Source organism: Serinicoccus shuyuelongi, assembly GCF_045032955.1.
GTDB lineage: Bacteria > Actinomycetota > Actinomycetes > Actinomycetales > Dermatophilaceae > Ornithinicoccus.
Genome location: NZ_JBJFZU010000006.1, coordinates 235298 through 250894 on the forward strand (window position 1 = coordinate 235298; position 15597 = coordinate 250894).

Sequence of the window (15597 nt, forward strand, 5' to 3'; positions counted from 1 at the left end):
CCGGGCCGCGCGGTGGCGAGGATGCACCGGTGACCGGTGAGCCTGCGACCCCTGACCGCGCGGGCGTCCGGTGGCGGGTGGTGGTCCCGGTCAAGGAGGCGGACCGGGCCAAGACCCGGCTGCAGCCCACCCACCCGCTCTCCCGACCGGCGCTCGCCCGGGCCGTGGCCCAGGACACGCTCACCGCGGTCTGCGCCGCGCTCCCGCCGCGGGACGTGCTGGTGGTGACCACCGACCCTGCCGCGGCCGGCGCCGCCACCGCGCTGGGCGCCACCGTGGTGGCCGACCCCGGCGCCGGTCTCGACGCCGCGGTCCGGACCGGCCTGGCACGGGTGCTGCCGGTCGACGACGGGCATACCCCGGGATGGGCGGTGCTGCTGGGAGACCTGCCGTCGCTGCGGCCGGAGGACCTGCGGGATGCGCTGGCCCGGTGCGCGGAGCACCCGCGAGCGGTGGTCCCGGACGCCGACGGGACCGGGACGGTGCTGCTCACCTCGACGGTGGGCCCTCCCGAGCCCCGGTTCGGTCCCGGTTCGGCCGCGCGGCACGGTGCGGACGCCACCGTGCTGGAGCTGGCCCTGCCCCGGCTTCGGCGGGACGTGGACACGGCCGCCGACCTCGCCGCCGCGCTCACCCTCGGGGTGGGGACCGCCACGGCCCGGGTGCTGGCGGGTCCACCCGGCTGACCGGTGCCCGGTGGTGCGGGTGCCTACAGTGGGGGTATGCAGGCCAGCGTGCACAGCTTCGACCTCGACCGCCGCTGCGGTCAGGTGCTCCTCGACACCGGCCGCCTGGTGCCCTTCGACGCCGAGGTGTTCGACGGCAGCGGGCTGCGCCACCTGCGTCTGGGGCAGCGGGTCAGCATCGACGTGGAGGGTGACCCGGAGGCCGCCGACGCGCGGTTGGCCCGGCTGTGGATCGTCGGCATCGGTCCTGGTGAGGTCATCCGCTGACCTGACGCCCAGGGGGCAGGATCGCCGGCGGGCGGCTCAGCCCTTCGTGCCCTTGTTCTTCTTGCCGTCCTTCTTCTTGGCCTTCTTCTTGGTGTCCTTCTTGTGCTTCTTGTCCGCCTTCTTCCGGGCGGCGGTCTCGTCGTCCTTGACCCGCGCCAGCTGCGCCTTCTTCGCGGTGATCATGCCGGCGGTGATGTCCTCGCCGCCGGGATAGGTCCCGGGACCGGCGGCGGGCGGCGTGTGGGCACCGTCCGGCAGGTCGGTCCGCGCGGCGGGTGGCTCCGGTGCCGGCTCCCTGCGCACCGTCTGCGGTGTGCCGCTGGTCGCCGGCCGGGGCCGGTCCTGACCGCGCGGACGCTGCTTCTGGGAGCCCTCCTGCCCCGGTGCCGCGCCCGCGGAGGTGCGGCGCACACTGGTGGGGGTCCCGGCGCCGGCGACGGCCGTCGAGGCCGTGGGGGCGGTCCGTCCGGTGCTGCCGACCCGGACCCCGGCAGGGCCCTCCGCCGGGAGCGTGCCCGGGTCGGAGACCACGTCGCGGAAGTAGCTGCCCGGGCGGAAGCGCGGGCTCGGGGTGCCCGCGATCGGCACCGCCTCACCGGTCCGGGGGTTGCGACCGGTGCGGGGGGCCCGCTCGATCTGCTCGAAGGTGCCGAAGCCGGTGATGCCCACCGTCCCGCCGGCGGCCACCTCCCGCAGCACCACGTCGACGACGGCCTCCACCGCGGCGGCGGCCGCGGCGCGGCCCCCGAGTCGGGGCGCCAGGGCCTCGATCAGATCCGACTTGTTCACCAGTGACACCCTCCTCGGTCCGGCACGACGTCCCCCAACCTACGCGTCGGACGCCTCCGGCGGGGCCGGGACGGAAGGACAGAGGAACGGCCCCCACCGCTGTCGCGATGAGGGCCGTTCGACACGGGTAGCCCCGACGGGATTCGAACCCGCGCTACCGCCTTGAGAGGGCGGCGTGCTAGGCCGCTACACAACGGGGCCGTGTCCGACGCGCGTGCGCCGAGCGGAGAGCCTACCTGATCGGTGGGCCTTCCTGAAATCGAGGCTGAACGCCTCGATCTGCGCTGGGGTACCAGGACTCGAACCTAGAACAACTGAACCAGAATCAGCCGTGTTGCCAATTACACCATACCCCAAGGGGTGTCACCGGCCCTGTTTCCAGGACGGCGAACCGAGGATCAACCTTACCGTGCCGCAGGCCCGAGCCAAAATCCCGACGCGTCCGGGTCACAGCCCCGCGCGGAGACGGCGCAGCCTGTCGAGGGTCTCCTCCTTGCCGAGGATCTCCATGGACTCGAAGAGCGGCGGGCTGACCCGCTGCCCGGAGACGGCGGTCCGCAGAGGGCCGAAGGCCAGCCGCGGCTTGAGACCCATCCCGTCGATGAGGGCCTCCCGCAGGGCCTGCTCGATCCGCTCGTGAGTCCACTCGACCCCCTCGCCCAGCGGCCCGGGGCGGGCGCCGGAGATCGGCTCCAGCGCCGCCACCGCGGCGTCCAGCACGGCGGGGGCGTCCTCCTTGAGCTGGGAGCGGGCCTCCTCGGCGACGGGCAGCTCGGCGGCGTCCAGGTAGAACGGGGACACCATCGGCACCGCCTCGGAGAGCACCTGGATCCGGGTGTGGATCAGGTCGGCGACCGCCTCCAGCCGCGCGAGGTCGCCCATACCGGCCTGGGCCCCCAGGACCCCGCTCTCCCGCAGCGTCGGCAGCAGCCGGGTGGTGAACTCGGGCAGCGGCAGCCGGCGCAGGTGGTCGCCGTTGATGGACTCCGCCTTCTTCTGGTCCCACCGCGCTGGGTTGGGGTTGACGTCCCGGACGTCGAAGGCCCTGACCAGCTCCTCCGGGTCGAAGATGTCGCGGTCGGCGCCGATGGACCAGCCCAGCAGCGCGAGGTAGTTGATCATGCCCTCCCGGACGAAACCGCGGTCCCGGTGCAGGAAGAGGTCGGACTGGGGGTCCCGCTTGGACAGCTTCTTGCTGCCCTCGCCGAGGACCAGGGGCAGGTGCGCGAAGGTCGGCACCCGCTCGGCGACCCCGATCTCGATGAGCGCACGGTAGAGCGCGATCTGGCGCGGGGTCGAGGACAGCAGGTCCTCCCCCCGGATCACGTGGGTGATCCGCATCAGGGCGTCGTCGACCGGGTTGACCAGCGTGTAGAGCGGCTGGCCGTTGCCCCGCACGATGACGAAGTCCGGCACCGACCCGGCCCGGAAGGTGATCTCGCCGCGCACCAGGTCGTGGAAGGTGATGTCCTCCTCGGGCATCGCGAGCCGCAGCACCGGCTCTCGCCCCTGCGCCCGGAGCTCCTGCCTCTGGTCGTCGGTGAGGTGGCGGTCGTGGTTGTCGTAGCCCAGCTTGGGGTCACGGCCGGCCGCCCGGTGCCGCTCCTCGACCTCCTCGGGGGTGCTGAAGGACTCGTAGGCGAGGCCTGCCTCCAGCAGCCGCCGGGCGACGTCGGCGTGCAGGTCCGCGCGCTCGCTCTGCCGGTAGGGGCCGTAGGGGCCGCCCACCCCCGGGCCCTCGTCGTAGTCGAGCCCGAGCCAGTCGAGGGCCTCGAGCAGCTGGTCCATGGAGTCCTGGGAGTCCCGGGTCGCGTCGGTGTCCTCGACCCGGAAGACGAAGGTGCCGCCGTGGTGCCGGGCGAAGGCCCAGTTGAAGAGGGCGGTCCGGGCCAGCCCGACGTGCGGGGTGCCGGTCGGGCTCGGGCAGAAGCGGACCCGGACGTCGGCGCCGGTGGCCTCGTCGTGCTCGGTCGGGGAGGCAGGGGCTGGCGTCGGGTGCGTCGTCATGATGGACGTCAGCCTAGGACAGCAGCGCCGTCGTCACCGACTCCTGCACCCAGGAGAGGAAGTCGTAGTAGGCCATCTTCTGCGCGGTGGCGGGGTCGATCTCGCTCTCCCCGGCGAGCGCCGCCTCCAGCTCCTCGTGCAGCCGGACGGAGTCCTCGTCGGTGCGCAGCCCGAGCCGCTCCCCCAGGATGAGCCGGGCGTCGGTGAGGCCCATCGCGAGCGCCCTGGCCTGGTCGAGGTCCAGCTCCAGGCGGGGCGGCACGGCCTCCTCCAGCGCCGCGATCGCGGTGGCCAGGGTGGCGGCCTTGCGCCGCCGCAGCCCGTGCTCGGTGAGCCGCCGGAACTCGGTCGCCTGGGCCTCGTCGTCCCGGGACGCGGGCGGCAGGAGGCGGGCCAGCGCCGGGTCGCTCGGCTCCTCGGGGTCGACCTCGTCGCCGAGGCCGGCGACCAGGTCGAGGAAGGGGTCACCGCTGTCGGGACGCTCCGGGGCCACGAAGTCCCTGGTCAGCCGCAGCACGTGCACGACCACGGCGATCTCGTCGGCGTCGAAGCGGGCCACCAGCCGGCCCCGCTTGCGGCGGAAGGTCGTCGCCACGGCTCAGGTGTCCTTGCTGAAGGTCGCCCACAGGCCGTAGCCGTGCATGGCCTCGGTGTCGGCCTCCATCTTCTCCCGGCTGCCGGTGGAGACCACGGCCCGACCCCGGGTGTGCACGTCCATCATCATCCTCTCGGCCTTCGCCCGGGGGTAGCCGAAGTGGGTCTGCAGCACCCAGGTCACGTAGCTCATCAGGTTCACCGGGTCGTTCCAGACGAGCGTCACCCAGGGGGTGTCGGCCTCGGGGCGGTCCAGGACGGCGACGTCGCCCTCCTCCTGGGGCGCACCGGTCGGTCCCGCGACGGCGGACGGCGGAGCGGAGGTGTCGGTCGGCACCCCACCACCATAGGGTGATCGGCGTGAACCCGAGCACGGCCCTGCTGACCGACCACTACGAGCTGACGATGATCCAGGCGGCGCTGGCCAGCGGCCACGCGGACCGGCGCTGCGTCTTCGAGGCCTTCGCCCGCCGGCTCCCCGACGGGCGACGGTACGGCGTCGTCGCCGGGACCGGCCGGGCGCTCGAGGCGCTGCGCGACTTCCGCTTCGGGGAGGAGGAGCTGGACTTCCTGGCGCGGCAGCGGGTGGTGGACCGGCGCACCCTGGACTGGCTGGCCGACTACCGCTTCACCGGCGACATCACCGGGTATGCCGAGGGCGAGGTCTACTTCCCCGGTTCACCGCTGCTGGTGGTCGAGTCGACCTTCGCGCAGGGGGTGGTGCTGGAGACGCTCTTCCTGTCGATCCTGAACCACGACTCGGCGGTGGCCTCCGCGGCCTCCCGGATGAGCGGTGTCGCGCAGGACCGGCCCTGCGTGGAGATGGGGTCGCGCCGCACCCACGAGGAGGCGGCGGTGGCCTCCGCCCGGGCCGCCTACCTCGCCGGCTTCGCCTCCACCTCGAACCTGGAGGCGGGTCGCCGGCACGGCATCCCGACGATGGGAACGGCCGCGCACTCCTACACGCTGCTGCACGGCGACGAGCGGGAGTCGTTCACCCACCAGCTCGCCAGCCTGGGGCCGGCCACCACCCTGCTGGTGGACACCTACGACGTCACCGGTGCGGTGGACCTGGCGGTCGAGCTGGCCGGGACGGCGCTGGGCGGCGTCCGGCTGGACTCCGGCGACCTGGTGAACCAGGCCTTCGAGGTCCGGGCACAGCTGGACCGGCTGGGGGCCACGGACACCCGGATCGTGGTCACCTCGGACCTCGACGAGTACGCCATCGCCGCCCTGCAGGCCGCCCCGGTGGACGCCTACGGGGTCGGCACCAAGGTCGTCACCGGCTCCGGGCACCCCGCGGCGGGGATGGTCTACAAGCTGGTCAGCCGGGAGGGCGACGGCGGCGGGATGGAGGGGGTGGCCAAGGCCAGCAAGGACAAGGCGAGCGTGGGCGGTCGCAAGTACGCCCTGCGTCGACGCTCACCCGAGGGTGTCGCCACCGAGGAGATCGTCGGGATCAACGAGACGCCGGAGAACGACGGGGACGACCGGGGGCTGATGGTCCCGCTGGTCCGGGCGGGCGAGGTGGTCGCCCCCACCGACGTGCACACGGCCCGGGAGCACCACACGCTGGCCCGGGCGGAACTGCCACCCTCGGCGTGGCGGCTGTCCCAGGGGGACCCTGCCCTGCCGACGACCTACCTGGACGACTGGAGCTGAGCGCCGGCCGCCTGCATGGCCTCCAGGGCCTGCTCGGTGGTCTCCGGGGCGACCCCGGCGCACAGCGAGGTCAGCACCGTCGTCCCCAGGCCGGCCGCCAGGGCGTCCAGGACGGTGGCCCGCACGCAGTGGTCGGTGGCCAGGCCGCACACGTCCACCTCGGCGACGCCCCGTTCGGTCAGCCACTCCCCCAGGCCGGTGCGTCGTCCGTGCACCTCCGCCCAGCCCTCGAACCCGCTGTAGGCGGCCTCCCGCTCCCCTTTTCGGAAGACCTCCTGGACGTGCTCAAGGGCACCGGCCAGCTCGGGCCGGAAGTCCGCCCCCTGGGTGCCGACCTTGCAGTGCACCGGCCAGGAGTCGCGGTAGTCGGGGTCCTCGGACCAGTGGTCGCCCGGGTCGATGTGCCAGTCCGCGGTCGCGACGACCGCGGCGTAGTCGCGCGCGTGCCGTTCGACGTGCTCGCTGATCAGGGTCGCGACCTCGACCCCGCCGGGGACCGCCAGCGAGCCGCCCTCGCAGAAGTCGTGCTGGACGTCCACGATGATCAGCGCTCGGCTCATACCCCGATGGTGCCAGACCGGCACGGGTGGTGGCCGGGGTCCACCCGCGGGGTCGGCGGCGGCGCTGCTCAGCTGGTGCTGAAGACCTCGTCCTGACCGGGCGGGTCCTGGCGGGGTCGCCCGCCGGCCAGACCGCGGACCCAGGACCGGGCATACTCCCCGTCGTCCACCGCGGCGCCGGCCTCGCCGAGCTCCAGCGGCCGGAAGGTGTCGACCATGACCGCGGTCTCGTCGAAGTACTCGACCCCGATGGAGGCCTCGGTGGCCCCGGGCTGGGGACCGTGCGCGTGCCCGCCCGGGTGCACCGAGATCGACCCGAGGCCGATGCCGCTGCCCTTGCGGGCCTCGTAGTCGCCGGCGACGTAGAACATGATCTCGTCGGAGTCCACGTTGGAGTGGTAGTACGGCACCGGGATCGACAGCGGGTGGTAGTCCACCTTGCGGGGTACGAAGTTGCAGACGACGAAGTTCGTGCCCTCCCAGACCTGGTGCACCGGCGGCGGCTGGTGGACCCGGCCGGTGATCGGCTCGAAGTCGGCGATGTTGAGCACGTAGGGGTAGAGGCAGCCGTCCCAGCCGACGACGTCGAAGGGGTGGAAGGGGTAGGTGTGGATCGTCCCGACCATCCCGCCGCTCGCGTGCTCACCGGTGCCGCGGTGCTTGATGTAGACGTCGGTCGGCTGGTCGGCGTCGGCGCCCACGTGCTCGGCGAGCAGCGGCCCCTCGGGCAGGCGCAGGTCGCGCTCGCAGTACGGCGCGTGCTCCAGCAGCTGGCCGAACCTCGACAGGTAGCGCTTGGGCGGACCGAGGTGGCTGTTGGCCTCGATGCAGTAGGCCCGCAGCGGCTCGACGTACCCGGGGTCGCCTTCGACCAGCGGGACCCAGCGGTGCGTGGTGGCGCGGGGGATGATCATGTAGTCGCCCTCACCGACGACGAAGGACCCGAAGACGGTCTCCACCCGCGCCCCGCCACGCTCGAGGTAGACGCACTCGTCGCCGATACCGTTGCGGTAGTAGGGACTCGGGGTGTCCGCGACCACGTAGCAGAGCCGGACGTCGGCGTTGCCCAGCACCAGCCGGCGTCCGGTGACCACGTCCACGCCGGCCTGCAGCCCGCCCTCGGCCGCTTCGTCGGTGAACAGGTCGTGCAGGGTCAGGTGGCGGGGCACCAGCGGGTGGTTGGGGGTGGTGGCGAAGTCGCCGAGGTCCCAGACCCGGGCGTCGGCGATGGCAGAGGGGATGTTGCGGTGGTAGAGCAGGGAGGAGTCGGAGGAGAAGCCCTCCTCCCCCATCAGCTCCTCGTAGTAGAGGTTGCCCTCGGGGTCCCGGTGCTGGGTGTGCCGCTTGGGGGGCACCGCCCCCCGGTGCTGGTAGTGCGCCATCGTCCGCCTCCCGTCCAGCCGTCCGACTATCGGACGACACCGTCACTCCTGCTGTCACCATGCAGTAGCGTGCTCGGCATGTCAACGAGCGGGCGAGGACATGCTGCGCTGCTCGCCGGGTGGGTCGACGACGCCGCGGTCTTCCCGCCCGGCAGCTCCCCGCTCCCGCAGGCCTGGCGCGATCATCGGGCGCTGCGCGCCGGGAGGTATGCCGGCCTGCTGGGTCCGCTGCTCATCGGCACCTCCATGGCGCCCGGTCTGGTGGAGCTGCTGACCGGCGCGGACGGACCGGCGGTGGCCGAGGAGCCCACCGCGCTCGCCGTGGTGGCCCGGCCGGGGACCAGGGTCGAGGAGCTGCTCGAGGCCGTGGACCTGCTGCGCGGCTGCCCCGCCCTGCGGCTGGTCGGTGTGGAGCTCGCCGAGCCCGCCCCCGCAGATCTGGACCGGGTCCTGGACCTGGCGCACCGGCTGGGTGCGGGCACCGCGGTCGAGCTGTCCCGGGACGCCCCGGCGTCGGCCTTCGAGGCGCTGGCCGAGCGTGCCGTGCGTGGTGGCCGGGCCGACGAGGCCGGTTCGCCGGACCACCCACCCGTGCTCGCCAAGCTCCGCACCCAGGCCACCGCCGGGTCGCCCCCACCCACCCCCGGCGAGCTGGCCCGTTTCCTGGTCCGGGCATACCGCGCGGGGCTGCCGGTCAAGCTCACCGGTGGGCTGCACCGGGCCGTGCGGCACGGCACCGGGGACGACGCCGAGCACGGCTGCCTCAACGTGCTGGTGGCGGCCGGTGAGCTGGGCCGCGGTGCCGACCAAGACCTCGACGCCCTGGTGCGGATCCTGGAGCTCCGGACCCCGGAGCCGCTGGTGGGTGCCCTGCGGGACTGGACCCCGCAGGAGGGGACGGTGGCCCGCACGCTCTTCCGCTCCTTCGGGTGCTGCGGTGTCCTGGACCCGATCGGCGACCTGGCCGACCTCGGCCTGCTGACCGCGCCCGGCCTGCCCTGACCCGATACCCGACCGCCCTACCCGAGGAGATCGATGCACCCGTTCGACCTGTCCGACGACCACCCCTTCGGCCCGCACCACCTGCCCTACGGCGCGGTGAGCGAGCCGGGTGGACGACCGCAGCTGGCGGTCCGGCTCGGGGAGCACGCGCTCGACCTGTCCGGCGTCGCCGCCGGCACCCCGTGGGAGCAGGCGGTGGGCGAGCCCACCCTGAACGCGCTGCTCGAGCTGGGTCCGTCCGCCTGGGGCGGGCTGCGGGCACACCTGCAGGAGCTGCTCCGCGACCCTGCGCGGCGGGGCGAGGTGGAGCCCCACCTGCGTCCGCTCGACGGGCTCACCGAGCACCTGCCGGTCGACGTCAAGGACTACGTCGACTTCTACGCCAGCGAGCAGCACGCCACGAACGTCGGCTCGATCTTCCGCCCCGACGGGGACCCGTTGACGCCGAACTGGAAGCACCTGCCGATCGGCTACCACGGACGCTCCTCCACGGTCGTCGTCTCCGGGACCCCGGTGACCCGACCGACGGGGCAGCGCAAGGCCCCGCAGGACAGCGCCCCCACCTTCGGGCCGAGCACCAAGCTCGACATCGAGGCCGAGCTGGCGTTCGTGGTGGGTGGCGGCACCCCGGTCGGGTCCCGGGTGGGTGTGGACGAGGCGGCGGGGCACCTCTTCGGAGTGGCGCTGTTCAACGACTGGTCGGCGCGTGACATCCAGGCCTGGGAGTACGTCCCGCTCGGCCCGTTCCTGGGCAAGAGCTTCGCCAGCTCGATGGCGGCCTGGGTCACCCCGATGGAGGCGCTGCGCGCCGCCCGGGTGCCGCTGCCGGAGCAGGACCCGGTCCCGATGGACTACCTGAGGGGGCAGGGCGACTCCCTCTTCGGGCTCGACCTGACGATGGAGGTGCGGCTGCGGGACACCGTGGTGGCGCGTCCGCCCTACGCGACGATGTACTGGTCGCCGACGCAGATGCTGGCGCACCTGACCGTGAACGGGGCCGCCCTCACCAGCGGTGACCTCTTCGCCTCGGGCACCACCTCCGGTGCCGGTGCGGGCGAGCTCGGGTCGTTGCTGGAGCTGACCTGGAACGGCAGCCGGCCGCTCAGCCTGGACGACGGGCGCAGCCGCACCTTCCTCGAGGACGGGGACACGGTGACGATCACCGCGACCGCCCCCGGGCCGGGGGGCAGCGTGATCGGGCTGGCCGAGGTGAGCGGCACCATCACCCCGGCCGGCTGAGGGTCAGCGGTTCTTGACGACGTTGGTCTTGGCGACCTTGTCGTGGATGGCCTGCTTCTTGCTGTCCCAGAGCGGCCACAGCACGTTGATGAGGTTGAACAGGCCGAGCACGCTCAGCGCGGCGTTGAGCTGGGCGATCAGGCCGACCCCCTGGTAGACCAGCGCCCGCATCACCGAAGGGCCCCAGCCGATCTTGCCGGGCTCGTCCCGCAGGCGGACCCGCAGCCCGGTGATGAGCTTGCCGACGGTGCCCCCGGCCAGGCTCACCATCACCACCTCGTAGAGGATGCCGATGATGCCGAGGGTCAGGGTCCAGCGCAGCTGCAGCGCGACCAGCTCGGCCGGCGGCGGGGCGAACGGGTCGTCCATCGTGGCCGCCCAGTCCATGTAGCCCTGGAAGAACCCGGGCACCAGGAAGGTGGCCAACGCCCCGCCGACGATCCCGATCAGGAGACCGTCCAGGATCCGGGCCCCCACCCGGTGCCACCAGCCGGCCAGCGGTTGGCCGTCCGGGGTGCTGGGTACGTTCTGCTGCTGGTAGCCCCCCGGCGTCATCTGCCCCTGCCACTCGCCCTGGTAAGGGCTCTGCCCGGTCTGGCCGGCGTAGGGGTTGGGCTGGCCGTAGCCGCCCTGCTGCTGTCCGTACCCCTGCTGGCCGTAGCCGCCCTGCTGCTGGCCGTGCCCCTGGGTGGACCCCTGCTCCCCCGGTGCCTGCCACTGACCGGCCCGGTCCAGGTTGGGCTTCTGCTTGGGGGCCGTGTGGTTGGTCCACTGCACGCCGTCCCAGTACCGAAGGTTCGCGTCGTCCTGGGGGTCGTCGTACCACCCTGCTTGCTGACTCATGCCGCTCAGCCTAGCCGCGACGGCGCCGCGTCAGGACGAGCGGCGCCGGGCATACCTGCGGGCCGGTATGCCGAACGGTGGGTGACGCATCCCAGTGCGTCACCCACCGTCCGTGTCCGGCCCCGGTCAGAGGTTGCCGCGACGCTCCTGCTCGCGCTCGATCGCCTGGAAGAGGGCCTTGAAGTTGCCCTTGCCGAAGCCGAGGGACCCGTGCCGCTCGATCAGCTCGAAGAACACGGTGGGCCGGTCCTGCACCGGGCGGGTGAAGATCTGCAGCAGGTAGCCGTCCTCGTCCCGGTCCACGAGGATGCCGCGCTTCTTGAGCTCCTCGATGGGCACCCGGACCTCACCGATCCGCTCGCGCAGGCCGGCGTCCTCGTAGTAGGAGTCCGGCGTCTCCAGGAACTCGACACCGTTCGCACGCATGTGGTCGACGGTGGAGAGGATGTCCCCGGTCGCCACCGCGAGGTGCTGGGCACCGGGTCCGCGGTAGAACTCCAGGTACTCGTCGATCTGGCTCTTCTTCTTCGCGATCGCCGGCTCGTTCAGCGGGAACTTGACCCGGTGGTTGCCGTTGGCGACGACCTTGGACATGAGCGCGGAGTAGTCGGTGGCGATGTCGTCACCGATGAACTCGGCCATGTTCGTGAAGCCCATGACCTTGTTGTAGAAGGTCACCCACTCGTCCATCTTGCCGAGCTCGACGTTGCCGACGATGTGGTCGAGGGCCTGGAAGAGGCGCTTCGGCTCGCCCTCGCGCTTGGCGTAGCCGGAGGTCCGCTCCACGTACCCGGGCAGGTAGGGACCGTCGTAGGTCCGGCCCTCCACGGTGCGCTGGACCAGGGTGTGCCGGGTCTCGCCGTACGTGGCGATGGCCGCCACCCGCACGGTGCCGTGCTCGTCGCTGAGGTTCTCGGGCTCGCGCAGGATGGTGGCGCCGACGGACCGTGCGTGCTCGATGCACCGGTCGACGTCGGGGACCTCGAGGGAGATGTCGACGACGCCGTCGCCGTGCCGGCGCACGTGGTCGTGCAGGGTGCTCTCGGGGTCGACTCCGCCGGTGATCACGAAGCGGATCGAGCCGGACTTCAGGACGAACGCCTTGTGGTCGCGGTTGCCGGTCTCCGGGCCGGAGTAGCCGACCAGCTCCATCCCGAAGGCGGACTGGTAGAAGTGCGTCGTCTGGGTGGCGTTGCCCACGACGAAGTGGATGGCGTCCCAGCCGGTCACCGGGAAGACGTCCGTGCTCTCGTCGTAGGGGACCAGACCGACGAGCTGCTTGAGCTGGTCCAGCTCGAGGTCGGCCTCGCGCTCCTGGTCGGTCAGTTGGTTGGGGTCGGACACCGTAGTCATGGGTGGAGCGTGGCGCGGGCCCCGTCGGGACGCAACCCCGACGTCTGGCGGTGCACAGTCTGTGCATATTGCTCTGCCATCGACCCAGGATGCTGCACACTGTGCGTATGCCGCATCCGATCGACGATCTCGACGCCCGCCTGCTGGCCCTGCTCGAGGAGGACCCCCAGGTCGGGGTGCTCGGTGCCTCCCGTCGACTGGGGGTGGCCCGGGGCACGGTGCAGAGCCGGCTGGACAAGCTGGTGGCCCGAGGCGTGATCCGCAGCTTCGCCCCGCAGCTGGACCCGGTCGGCCTGGGCTACCCGGTGACCGCCTTCTCCACCCTGGAGATCCGGCAGGGCACCGGGGGCGGACCGGTCCTGGAGCACCTGCACGACATCCCCGAGGTGCTGGAGGCGCACACCATCACCGGCTCCGGGGACCTGATGGTGCGGATCGTGGCCCGCGACAACGCCGACCTGCAGCGGGTGATCGACCTGGTGGTGATGCACGAGCACGTGGAGCGTTCCTCCACCCTGATCGCGCTCTCCACCCGCATCCCGCACCGGACCCGGCCGCTGGTCGAGCGCGCGCTGAGCTGAGCCCCGGTGAACCGGGCCGGGCCGGGCCGGGCCGACCGGGCCGTCGAACGGGTCAGTCGAACCAGGGGCGGGCACTGCCTCCCGGGTGCTCGCCGAGCGCGGCACGGACATCCCTGTCCACCTCCATGAGGGCGACCTCCGAGCCGTCGTCGCAGGCGTCGCAGCCGCAGTGCGGCGTCCACCGAGCCGGGGTGGCGTCCTCGCCGACCCCGACGGACCAGAGCACGGGATCACCGCCGTCGATCTCGAGGATCCGCACCACCGAGGTCCCGGGACGCGACGAACGGAACGAGTGACCACGGTCGTACCGGCCCGCACCTCGACGAGGCTCGGGCCCTGCGGGCAGCACCTCGTGCTCGACACCGGGCAGGCCCGCGAGCGCCGCCGCCCAGGCGCGCCCCCGCAGCAGCACGGCACGCCACCGCTCGGGCTCGCTGGTGCGGGAGTACTCCTCATCCCGGGGAGACTCCATGAACCCGCGCGGCGGCGGCCACACGGGCGGGTCCAGGAGGGCATACTGCCGCTCCACGTCCTGCTGCACCTCGTCCAGGCTCACCATGCCCGCACGGTATGTCGCGCGCCCCGTCGCGGCATACCCCCTAGCCGGGACGTCGCGCCGAGGTGAGGTTCGCGGCCACCTCGGCGGCGGCGGCCATCACGGCCTCTCCCACGCCCGGGGCGTCCAGCGGGGAGGTGGCCACCACCCCCACCGACGCCTCCAGGCCGGGCACCCCGGGGACCGGGGCCGCGAGACCGTGCGCCCCCTGCTGCAGCTCCCCGCTGGTCAGCACCGGGCCGGGCGCGCCCTGCCCGGCCTCCAGGATCGCCCGGCCCGCGGCGCCACGGGTCAACGGGTGCCGGCTGCCGACCCGGTAGGAGACGTGCAGGTCCGTCCAGGTGGGCTCTACCACCACCAGCGCCAGCGCCTGCTCCCCCTCGGCGATGCTGAGGTGCGCGGTGGCACCGATCCGGTCGGCGAGCGCCCGCAGCACCGGCCCGGCCGCGGCCGCGAGGACCGGACGGACCGCCAGCTGCAGCCGGGTCACGCCGAGACCGAGGCGCACCCGGGCATCTACGCCGCGGGTGACGAAGTCCCGCGCCTGCAGGGTAGCCACCAGCCGGTAGACCACCGCCCTGCTCACCCCGAGCGCCTCGGCCAGGGCGCTGATCGTGAGTCCGGACGGCGACGCCGAGACCAGCTGCAGCACCGTCAGGCCACGGTCCAGGGTCTGGGCCGTCTCCGGCCGCGTTCGCTCGTCCACCTGGGCAGGCTAGCGACCGTGGGGGGCTCCGGCGCGCCCGACGAGACGGACCGGGGCGCCGTCACCCGGCTCGTTGGTGATGTTGCGCAGCCGGGTGGGGGACGGCTCGGCGGCGACCAGCTCGAACCGGGAGAGCACCTCGCAGAGCATCACCACCCCCTCCATCAGCGCGAACGCGGCCCCGACGCACCGACGCACCCCTCCCCCGAACGGGATCCAGCCACGGGGCGGCGCTGAGCCCTCGAGGAAGCGCTCCGGCCGGAAGCGGCCGGCGTCACCGAAGAGCTCCTCGTCCAGATGGGTCAGCATGATCGCAGGAGCCACCGTCACCCCCGCCGGCAGCGACCAGCCGGCGACCACCTGGTCCTCGGTCAGGGTGCGGGCGACGTAGTCGATGATCGGGTGCAGTCGCATACCCTCCTTCAGGCAGGCCTCGAGGTATGCCTCGTCCCCGTCGTCGGCGGCCCGCCGGGCAGCGGCCTGCGCGGCCGGGTCCCGGGCCAGCTCGTGCAGCGTCCAGGACAGGGCCGACGCCGAGGTCTCGTACCCGGCCAGCAGCAACGTCACCAGCTGGTCGCGGATCTCGGCCGGTGGGAGCGACCCGCTCGAGCCGTCCTCGGGGGCGACCTCCAGCAACCGGGAGAGCAGGTCCGGCGAGCTCCTCGGGGACTGCCGCCGCTCGGTGATCTCCTCGTGGATCAGGGTGTCGACCGCCCTCAGGTTGGCGGCGTGCCCACGCCAGGGAGGGAGCAGACGCAGCCGTGGGTAGAGCCACCCCAGCGCCACCACCGGGTCGACGTCGGTCAGCCGCAGCAGCCGCGGCCGGAGCCGGTCCAGACGGGGGCCGTCGGTCAGCCCGAACACCACCTGCATCATGACCTCCAGGGTGACGGCGGCCATCCGGTCGAGGGTCGGCACCTCCTGCCCGGACCGCCAGCCGGCGACCTCCTGCTCGGCGATCCGCTGCACCATCGGCCGGTACCCCTGCACGGCGCCGGGAGAGAAGGCGGGCATCAGGTAGCGGCGGATCTGCCGGTGCGCCTCGCCGTCCTGGAGCATCACCGAGCGGTCCCCCATGGCGGCCCGCAGCACCTCGTTGCCGCGGGCACCGCTGAGCACCACCGGGTCGCCGGCGAAGATCTCCTTGATGTCGTCCGGGTCGCTGAACATCACGATCCGCTGGGGCCCGGGCAACGTCCACACGCTGAAGGTGGGTCCGTACCGTTCCCGCAGCCGCGGGAAACCGTCCTTGCGCCCGGCGAGGGTCTGCAGCGTCTGCACCATCGCGGGGGTGCGGGGACCCGGTGGGAGGGTGTAGCGCTTCCCCGGTCGCCCCTGCCTCATCCGCCGACGGTATACCGGCACCAGGT

17 protein-coding genes and 2 tRNA genes are annotated in these 15597 nt (G+C 72.8%); 6 read left to right on the forward strand and 13 right to left on the reverse strand.

Features of this window, described 5'->3' with window-relative positions; genetic code table 11:
• Positions 1-29: 29 nt before the first annotated feature.
• On the forward strand, positions 30-686 hold the full coding sequence (gene cofC / locus ACI3EY_RS10270) for a 2-phospho-L-lactate guanylyltransferase (RefSeq protein WP_405040347.1): 657 nt from the start codon (positions 30-32) through the stop codon (positions 684-686).
• Between the two features lie 36 nt (positions 687-722).
• The gene (locus ACI3EY_RS10275; RefSeq protein WP_405040348.1) at positions 723-953 is read left to right on the forward strand and encodes a hypothetical protein; all 231 of its coding nucleotides are present in this window, start codon (positions 723-725) and stop codon (positions 951-953) included.
• A 36-nt stretch (positions 954-989) separates the two neighbouring features.
• On the opposite strand, the gene ACI3EY_RS10280 is transcribed toward ACI3EY_RS10275, so the two are convergent.
• From ACI3EY_RS10280 to clpS, 6 genes are all read right to left on the reverse strand, one after another.
• The gene (locus tag ACI3EY_RS10280) at positions 990-1742 is read right to left on the reverse strand and encodes an HU family DNA-binding protein (RefSeq protein WP_405040349.1); all 753 of its coding nucleotides are present in this window, start codon (positions 1740-1742) and stop codon (positions 990-992) included.
• Between the two features lie 128 nt (positions 1743-1870).
• Positions 1871-1943: transfer RNA gene (locus tag ACI3EY_RS10285), tRNA-Glu, on the reverse strand.
• 83 nt (positions 1944-2026) lie between these two features.
• Positions 2027-2098: transfer RNA gene (locus tag ACI3EY_RS10290), tRNA-Gln, on the reverse strand.
• Positions 2099-2189: 91 nt separating this feature from the next.
• Positions 2190-3749: a glutamate--tRNA ligase gene (gene gltX / locus ACI3EY_RS10295; RefSeq protein ID WP_405040350.1), complete on the reverse strand. Its 1560-nt coding sequence runs from the start codon at positions 3747-3749 to the stop codon at positions 2190-2192.
• A 13-nt stretch (positions 3750-3762) separates the two neighbouring features.
• Complete coding sequence (locus ACI3EY_RS10300) at positions 3763-4344, reverse strand: DUF2017 family protein (protein WP_405037437.1); 582 nt, start codon at positions 4342-4344, stop codon at positions 3763-3765.
• Between the two features lie 3 nt (positions 4345-4347).
• Positions 4348-4680: an ATP-dependent Clp protease adapter ClpS gene (gene clpS / locus ACI3EY_RS10305; RefSeq protein WP_405040351.1), complete on the reverse strand. Its 333-nt coding sequence runs from the start codon at positions 4678-4680 to the stop codon at positions 4348-4350.
• A gap of 23 nt (positions 4681-4703) precedes the next feature.
• Between clpS and ACI3EY_RS10310 the strand changes: the two genes are divergently transcribed.
• On the forward strand, positions 4704-6005 hold the full coding sequence (locus ACI3EY_RS10310) for a nicotinate phosphoribosyltransferase (RefSeq protein ID WP_405040352.1): 1302 nt from the start codon (positions 4704-4706) through the stop codon (positions 6003-6005).
• Here the strand turns inward: ACI3EY_RS10310 and ACI3EY_RS10315 are convergent.
• Positions 5984-6565, reverse strand: coding sequence for an isochorismatase family protein (locus ACI3EY_RS10315; RefSeq protein WP_405037434.1), 582 nt, complete (start codon positions 6563-6565; stop codon positions 5984-5986). The genes ACI3EY_RS10310 and ACI3EY_RS10315 overlap by 22 nt on opposite strands.
• A gap of 68 nt (positions 6566-6633) precedes the next feature.
• Entirely contained in the window at positions 6634-7947 is a 1314-nt protein-coding gene (locus tag ACI3EY_RS10320) for a homogentisate 1,2-dioxygenase (RefSeq protein ID WP_405040353.1), read from the reverse strand.
• A 78-nt stretch (positions 7948-8025) separates the two neighbouring features.
• On the opposite strand from ACI3EY_RS10320, the gene ACI3EY_RS10325 reads away from it, so the two are divergent.
• Together ACI3EY_RS10325 and fahA are read left to right on the forward strand one after the other, a co-directional pair.
• Positions 8026-8949, forward strand: coding sequence for a hypothetical protein (locus tag ACI3EY_RS10325; RefSeq protein ID WP_405040354.1), 924 nt, complete (start codon positions 8026-8028; stop codon positions 8947-8949).
• Positions 8950-8982: 33 nt separating this feature from the next.
• Positions 8983-10188: a fumarylacetoacetase gene (fahA, locus tag ACI3EY_RS10330; protein WP_405040355.1), complete on the forward strand. Its 1206-nt coding sequence runs from the start codon at positions 8983-8985 to the stop codon at positions 10186-10188.
• A gap of 3 nt (positions 10189-10191) precedes the next feature.
• Here the strand turns inward: fahA and ACI3EY_RS10335 are convergent, their stop codons facing one another.
• Together ACI3EY_RS10335 and hppD are read right to left on the reverse strand one after the other, a co-directional pair.
• On the reverse strand, positions 10192-11031 hold the full coding sequence (locus tag ACI3EY_RS10335) for an RDD family protein (RefSeq protein WP_405040356.1): 840 nt from the start codon (positions 11029-11031) through the stop codon (positions 10192-10194).
• A 126-nt stretch (positions 11032-11157) separates the two neighbouring features.
• Positions 11158-12384, reverse strand: coding sequence for a 4-hydroxyphenylpyruvate dioxygenase (gene hppD / locus ACI3EY_RS10340; RefSeq protein ID WP_405037429.1), 1227 nt, complete (start codon positions 12382-12384; stop codon positions 11158-11160).
• Positions 12385-12491: 107 nt separating this feature from the next.
• On the opposite strand from hppD, the gene ACI3EY_RS10345 reads away from it, so the two are divergent.
• On the forward strand, positions 12492-12965 hold the full coding sequence (locus ACI3EY_RS10345) for an Lrp/AsnC family transcriptional regulator (RefSeq protein WP_405037428.1): 474 nt from the start codon (positions 12492-12494) through the stop codon (positions 12963-12965).
• A gap of 52 nt (positions 12966-13017) precedes the next feature.
• Here ACI3EY_RS10345 and ACI3EY_RS10350 read toward each other — a convergent pair whose 3' ends face one another.
• The 3 genes from ACI3EY_RS10350 to ACI3EY_RS10360 are packed head-to-tail and all read right to left on the reverse strand — an operon-like array spanning position 13018 to position 15571.
• Positions 13018-13524 carry a DUF6226 family protein gene (locus ACI3EY_RS10350; protein WP_405037427.1) on the reverse strand — a complete coding sequence of 169 codons (507 nt, stop codon included), beginning with the start codon at positions 13522-13524 and terminating at the stop codon, positions 13018-13020.
• Positions 13525-13564: 40 nt separating this feature from the next.
• On the reverse strand, positions 13565-14227 hold the full coding sequence (locus tag ACI3EY_RS10355) for an IclR family transcriptional regulator (protein ID WP_405040357.1): 663 nt from the start codon (positions 14225-14227) through the stop codon (positions 13565-13567).
• Between the two features lie 9 nt (positions 14228-14236).
• Positions 14237-15571 (reverse strand): cytochrome P450, encoded by a 1335-nt coding sequence (locus ACI3EY_RS10360; RefSeq protein WP_405040358.1) that lies wholly within the window; start codon positions 15569-15571, stop codon positions 14237-14239.
• Between the last annotated feature and the right edge of the window lie 26 nt (positions 15572-15597).